Origin of the sequence: Mycobacterium sp. (assembly GCF_049281135.1) — a bacterium.
GTDB lineage: Bacteria > Actinomycetota > Actinomycetes > Mycobacteriales > Mycobacteriaceae > Mycobacterium.
In genome coordinates this window covers 1-6183 of sequence record NZ_JBAPRN010000315.1, presented here as the reverse complement: position 1 = coordinate 6183, position 6183 = coordinate 1, and the positions used below count along the sequence as shown (strand labels likewise).

General features: G+C 65.5%; 6 protein-coding genes and 1 pseudogene. 3 read left to right on the top strand and 4 right to left on the bottom strand.

The window, feature by feature from the left end:
* A pseudogene (locus tag WAN02_RS12770) lies at positions 1 to 201 on the bottom strand (nuclear transport factor 2 family protein); the annotation flags it as partial.
* A gap of 214 nt (positions 202 to 415) precedes the next feature.
* Between WAN02_RS12770 and WAN02_RS12765 the strand changes: the two are divergent.
* The 3 genes from WAN02_RS12765 to WAN02_RS12755 are packed head-to-tail and all read left to right on the top strand — an operon-like array spanning position 416 to position 4018.
* Positions 416 to 2179 (top strand): CocE/NonD family hydrolase, encoded by a 1764-nt coding sequence (locus WAN02_RS12765; protein ID WP_422264541.1) that lies wholly within the window; start codon positions 416 to 418, stop codon positions 2177 to 2179.
* 57 nt (positions 2180 to 2236) lie between these two features.
* Positions 2237 to 3130 carry a dienelactone hydrolase family protein gene (locus tag WAN02_RS12760; RefSeq protein WP_422264539.1) on the top strand — a complete coding sequence of 298 codons (894 nt, stop codon included), beginning with the start codon at positions 2237 to 2239 and terminating at the stop codon, positions 3128 to 3130.
* 15 nt (positions 3131 to 3145) lie between these two features.
* Positions 3146 to 4018 carry an acyl-CoA thioesterase gene (locus WAN02_RS12755; RefSeq protein WP_422264538.1) on the top strand — a complete coding sequence of 291 codons (873 nt, stop codon included), beginning with the start codon at positions 3146 to 3148 and terminating at the stop codon, positions 4016 to 4018.
* Here WAN02_RS12755 and WAN02_RS12750 read toward each other — a convergent pair.
* The 3 genes from WAN02_RS12750 to WAN02_RS12740 all read right to left on the bottom strand — a co-directional run.
* Positions 4015 to 5337 carry a cytochrome P450 gene (locus tag WAN02_RS12750; protein ID WP_422264540.1) on the bottom strand — a complete coding sequence of 441 codons (1323 nt, stop codon included), beginning with the start codon at positions 5335 to 5337 and terminating at the stop codon, positions 4015 to 4017. The two genes, WAN02_RS12755 and WAN02_RS12750, sit on opposite strands and share 4 nt — an antisense overlap.
* A gap of 75 nt (positions 5338 to 5412) precedes the next feature.
* Positions 5413 to 5919, bottom strand: a complete 507-nt coding sequence (locus tag WAN02_RS12745; protein WP_422264537.1) for a nuclear transport factor 2 family protein — start codon at positions 5917 to 5919, stop codon at positions 5413 to 5415.
* Positions 5916 to 6183 (bottom strand): SRPBCC family protein (locus WAN02_RS12740; protein ID WP_422264536.1); only part of this gene is annotated, 268 nt, incomplete at its 5' end. The genes WAN02_RS12740 and WAN02_RS12745, both read right to left, overlap by 4 nt.

The following is a 6183-nucleotide window of genomic DNA, read 5'->3' as shown; positions in this document are numbered from 1 at the left end:
ATCGTGATTCTCGTAGCCGGCCAACGGCTCCAGCCCGACCTTGAGTCGCTTGACGATGTCGTCGGGCCCACGAGCGGCCAGGGTCGGCCCGACCGGCATGTCGACATAGATGCAATCCGCGGACAGGAACGTTTTGACGCCTTCCCAGTCCCGACCCGATAGGGCCTGCCACAGTCCGAGCACCGCTTTCTCAACCGACATGGACCAAGGCTTACAGGCAACCCCCGTGCGGGGCAAGGATCAGCGGATCTTTACAGTCTGGCCCAGGCAATCATGCGTGCAGGAGGTGGGGATGCCAACGCTGCGATCGCGACGCAGACGGGTCCGCGAAAACCGTCCGTCGCCGTATTCGCCGTCGTGGGAGCCCAGGGCGGCGCAGTACGGGACGGGCATTCACCACAACGTCGCGGTGCCGATGAGCGACGGCGTCGAGTTGCGGGTCGACATTCATTACCCCACCGAGCCCGGCACGGACCGGCCCGCCGACGGGCCGTTCCCGGTGCTGATGTCGATGACGCCGTACGGCAAGAAGGCTCCACCGCCGGCCGCCCAAATCGGTGGCGGCCCCACCCCGTATTTGATCAAGCGGGGCTACATCGAGGTGATGGTCGACGTCCGGGGATGCGGCGTCTCGGGCGGTTCGTTCGAGATGTTCGGCGCACGGCAGGCCCAGGACGGGGTCGAGCTCGTCGACTGGGCATCCAAGCTGCCCAACGCCAACGGGCGGGTCGGCATGTTCGGGGTGTCCTACCTCGCGATCAACCAACTGTTCACCGCCGCCGCTATCGGGCCGGATTCTCCGCTCAAGGCGATCTTCCCGGTCATGTCGGCGCGCGACTTCTACCGCGACGCGGCGGCGATGGGCGGGGCGCCGCACCTGCGCACGGTGCGGGCCTATGGCGGGGTCTACCGGCTGCTCAACGTCGTCAACCCGGCGCTGGAAGTCATCAATCGCGGCAAGCATCCGCGGCCCAGGGCCGGCGGATTTGCCGGTGTGCGCAAGCGCGGACGCAATCAGCGGAACTACTTTCGGCCGTTGATCGCCGACGCCGTCGCCGGCGGCGAGACGGCGTTCGACGGGCCGTTCTGGGATGCCATGCGGCCGGGTACGGTACTGCCGAGCGTGGTCGCCAACAAGGTAGCCGTCTTCCTCGTCGGCGGATGGCATGACGCCTTCCAGCGCGGCGCTCCGCTGAATTACGCCGCGCTGCAGAACGCGTACGCGGGGCGGCCCGACGAACAGCCGATGCAACCAGGCCAGCCGGTGTCCGAGCAGTTGCGGTTGATGATGGGCCCCTGGTATCACGTCTCCGACTACGGCGGGCTGAATCTCCACGCGCTACAGCTGCGCTGGTTCGACTACTGGCTGAACGACGACACGGCAGCGGCGATGTCCGGATCTCCGTTCACCTTTCAGGCCATCGGAAGCCCGCGGTGGTTCCATGCCCGCGAATATCCGCTTCCCACGGCGACACCGACCCGGTTATATCTCTCCGAAGCCGGCCGCCTGACCGCCGACTGCGCTCCCGAAACCTCCACGGCCACAGTCAAATACGTGGGCCGAGGTCCGGTGGCCGGCCGCAGCGTCGAGCAGTGGACGCTCGGGTTGACCAGCTTCATCCGCACCCAGCGCGGCGGAAACACCCGCTACGACCAGGACAACCGGCGAGTGCAGCGCGGCGCACTCACCTACACCACCGATGCCTTCGCTTCGCCGACGTTGATCGCCGGACCGATCACGCTGACCGTGCATGCCACCGCGGACACCACCGAGTCGCTGTGGGTCGCCCATATCGACGACGTTGCGCCTGACGGCGCAAGCCGACCGCTCACGCAGGGCGCCCTTCTGGGCTCGCATCGCGCACTGGACCCGGACCGCACCTGGTATCTGTCCGACGGCACCGTGCTCAAGCCGCATTACATCAGCACTCGGTCAGCCGTTGAACCGGTGGTGCCGGGCGAATTGACCCGCTACGACATCGAGGTCTTCCCAACCGCCGCGATGCTGGAGTCGAGCCACCGGCTGCGACTCACGGTGACCACGTTCGACTTTCCGCACCTGGTCCCGACCGTGCCCGCCCGCCGCGCGCTGGCAGGCGGCAGCTATAAGCTGCACCAGGGTGGGCCCACTCCGTCCCATCTGCTGATCCCGGTGGCCGACCCGGACACCTTCGACTGATCCAGTGCGGCAGCGTCATCCGGGCACCGGGACAGATTGTGGCGCATACTCGCCATGATGACGTGGCTACAGCAATACATCGCCGAGGAAATCGCGACCGATCACGTCGACGGATTGCTGACCAGACGTGAAGCGTTCCGGCGGCTGGCGTTGCTCGGGCTCAGCGCCGGTGCTGCGGCCTCGTTGATCGCGGCCTGCGACGACAAGCCAAGCCAACCACTTCACTCACACTCGGGCGAGGGAGTGGAGCCGCCGGGCGCCAAGCGCGCCCTGCCCACCGAGCCGATCACCTGGCCGGGCCCGCGGGGCGAACTTCAAGGCGCGTGGGCCCCGGCCCACAACGCCCGTCGCGGGGTGCTGGTGATTCATGAAAACAAGGGGCTCAACGACTGGGTCCGGTCGGTGGCCGAGCGTTTCGCCGGAGCCGGCTACTCGGCGCTGGCTATCGACCTGCTGTCCGAGGAAGGCGGGACCGGACAGTTCGACGATCCCGCAAAGGCGACCGCCGCACTGGCCGCCGCCCCGCAGGACCGGTTCATCGCCGATCTGAATTCGGGCGTCCACGAACTGCAGAACCGAGTCCCTGGCGGGAAACTGGCGGTCGTCGGATTCTGCTTCGGCGGCGGGTTGGTGTGGCAGCTACTGGCCTCCCACACGGCACGCTTGTCGGCTGCGGTGCCGTTCTACGGTCCGCTTCCGGATAGTCACGACTTCAGCGGCGACAAGTCCACTGCGGTGCTGGCGTTTTACGGCGCGCTGGACAAGCGCGTCACCGATTCGGAGCCGGCGGCCAAGGCCGCGCTCGAGCGCGCCGGGTTGATCCACGAGATCGTTGTCGAACCCGATGCCGACCATGCGTTCTTCAACAACACCGGACCGCGCTACAACGCGGCTGCGGCCGAGGATGCCTGGCGGCGGGTGCTGGAGTGGTTTGGCCGCTACCTGTCTTAGCGGCATGATGCGTGCGTGACCTCTCCGCCGCCCGTCATCACGCTGAGCCAACTCCTGGATTCGCTCGACCTGGAACAGGTCAACGCGGAGTTCTTCGTCGGAAACCAGATCGACGAACTCGAGCATCACATCTCCGGCGGCCACATCGCAGCACAGGCTCTGATGGCAGCCAGTCGCACTGTGCCTGAGCGATTACCGCACAGCATGCACATGTATTTCCTGCGGGCCGGTGACGCTCGGCATCCAGTGGACTTCGACGTCACCGCGCTGCATGACGGCGGCACCTTCTCGGCCCGGCGTGTGACTGCCCGCCAGTTCGGCTCGATACTGCTCGAAGGCATCGCGTCGTTCAGTAAGTCCGTCGAAAGCTTTGCCTATCAGCAACTTCCACCGGATTTACCGGATCCTGAATCCGTGCCGACCTTCGCCGAGCAGCACAGCGACCACGCCGACGAACGTGGTGGCTGGTGGGTGCGCGAGCAGCCCATCGACTGGCGATACGTGGACCCGTCGGCCCGGCTGGCATCCGACCTGGCCGAGCCCCCGCCCGCGCGCATACGAATGTGGTGGCGCCCCAACGGTATTGCACCGGATGATCCGGTAATCGCCGCCTGCTTGGCTGCCTTCGTCGCGGGTCGCACGCTGCTCGAGTCGGCCATGATCGCGCGCGGTACGACGCCACTGGGACCGGGCTTCTCGGCTCTGATGGATCTGGCGGTCTGGTTCCATCACCCGCCGGACGTGTCGGATTGGCTTCTCTACGAGCAGCATTCACCCAGCGGCATCGGTGGTCGAGGATTGGCACAGGGCACCATGTTCAACCGCACCGGTCAGCTGGTGTGCACCATGACGCTGGAATGCTACTTCGGCGGAAAGTCGAGCGGCTAGCGGGTCGCCATCGACCTGGCCGGACCCAAGGCGACCGGCAACGTCGACCACCCATGCAGAACCCGGGTGTCCCGGCGGCTGCCCGCGCCCGCAGAGCGCACGTCGGGGAAGCGATCGAAAAACGATCGCAATCCCACTTCGCCTTCGGCGCGGGCCAAAGCCGCGCCAAGGCAGAAGTGCCGACCGCCGGAGAACGCCAGATGTTTGCCGGCGTTGTCGCGTTCGATGTCGAACGCGTTCGGGTCAGTGAAAACGGCTGGATCGCGGTTGGCCGCTGCTACGTACACCACAACCAAGTCCCCCTGGCTGACCTGGCGACCGGCTATCTCGGTGTCATTCAACGCCAACCGGGCGGTCAGCTGGACGGGCGATTCCAGCCGCAAGATCTCTTCGACGGCATTGGGCCACAGCTCGGGCCGCTGACTGAGCGTGCGCAGGTGGTCGGGGTTGTCGAGCAGCATGCGAATTCCGTTGCCGAGCAGGTTCACCGTGGTCTCGAATCCAGCCGCCAAGACCAGACCGGCGACCGCGCGGAGCTCGTCGTGATCGAGATACGTTTCCGGCGACCCACTTTCGGCCTTGCGGATCAGCTGGGTCATCAGATCGTCACCGGGAGCGCGGCGCAACTTGTCCAGATGGGTGTCCAACCAGAAGTTGAAGCCGGTGATCCCGCGCTGCACGCGCCGGTATTGCGCCCAGGGCAGCCCGAAATCGAGGCTGGGCGCGGCGAGCTCACCGAACTCGAGAATGCGCTGTCGATCGTTCTCGGGCACTCCGAGGATGTCGCTGATGATCGCCACCGGAAGCTGGGCGCAGTACCGATCGACGACGTCGACGACACCCGGCTCGCGAGAAAGCTCGTCCAGCAACGACTCCGCGGTCCGCTCAACCCCTTCCCGCAACGCGGAAACCGCGCGATGGGTGAACACCGACGACACCGTTTTGCGGTAGCGGGTGTGGTCCGGCGGCTCCACGGCCAGCAGTGACGGCGGACGCAGTGGGTGCAGCAGATCGTCGCGAGTACGACGCTCCAGCCATCGCAGCGGCGCGGGCAGGTTCGATCCGATCGACAGCACCCGGAAGTCGTCGGAACGCAGTAGCTCGTGCCCGACCGCATGGTCAGCGGTGATGTAGCCGATCCGGGATCGCACCAGCGGACCGCGAGACCGCACCTCCTCGTAGAAAGGCGCCGGGTTCGCATTCACGGTCGGGTCGGCGATCAACCGAGCCTGCAGGTCACCCCGTCGCGCGCCGATCGAAGCGCCGCCACGAACAAACCCGTGCAGCGCCAGCCAGTTCAACCTCTGCTTGAATGCGATCTCCACGGGTGAGGCCCTCCACATCGTCGCGCAGTGCTTATCCCAAAGCCTACGGCCCGAAGCGGAGACCGGCAGTCAGCCCAATTCCCAGTTCATGTTTCTCGCGAACGTGATCGCGTCTTCGCTGGCATTGCCCAACGTGTAACTCCGCTGGATGTACTCGCGCACCATCGGCAGGAAGTTCATCGGGTTGTAGGCGTCTTCCTCATAACTCCACAAGTCGTCGCCGGCGTATTTCATCACCGACAGATTGGCCGCCTGGTGGACGCTCCCGTCGCCGGGATCGCGCATCTGGTTCTGGAACTCGCAGAACACCCAGCCGCGGTCGACGTCGATGGAGTGCCAGGACGTCGGATAGTTGGGCATCTCGCTGCCGGGAAAGACGTTCATCGTCGAGACAATCCAATCGCGGATCTGCTCGCGACCATGCATCGTTCCGTAGGTGTGCTCGACGTAGGTTGCATCCTCGGTGAATTGGTCGGCGAACCGTGACCAGTCCCAGCTGGAACCGATCTCCACGACGACTTGCTTGTGGCGCTCGAAAGCCGATTCGATCTCGTCGCGCGACCACTGTCCATTCATGCCTCGGCCACATCCTTGATGCGCAGCAATGTTTTGGTCATATCCCTTACGTTTCGTCGTTGGCGCAACCAGCCGCCGAACAGCCAGTAGTAAAGGTCCGTCATCGGCGAGGAGGCCATTCGAAACGATTCGGTGACGTCGGTGCCGTCACCCGATGGCTCGAGCTGGTAGTGCCAGTTGTTCACGGCTCGGTCGCCCACCAGCACCGCGAAGCCGAATTCACGGCCGGGGTCGCATGCGGTGACGCGGCAGACGGTCCAGTAC

Excerpts from the sequence above, each read along its gene's own strand:
- WAN02_RS12765 (WP_422264541.1), top strand. The coding sequence starts at position 416 with ATGAGCGACGGCGTCGAGTTGCGGGTCGACATTCATTACCCCACCGAG.
- WAN02_RS12760 (WP_422264539.1), top strand. The coding sequence starts at position 2,237 with ATGACGTGGCTACAGCAATACATCGCCGAGGAAATCGCGACCGATCAC.
- WAN02_RS12745 (WP_422264537.1), bottom strand. The coding sequence starts at position 5,919 with ATGAATGGACAGTGGTCGCGCGACGAGATCGAATCGGCTTTCGAGCGC.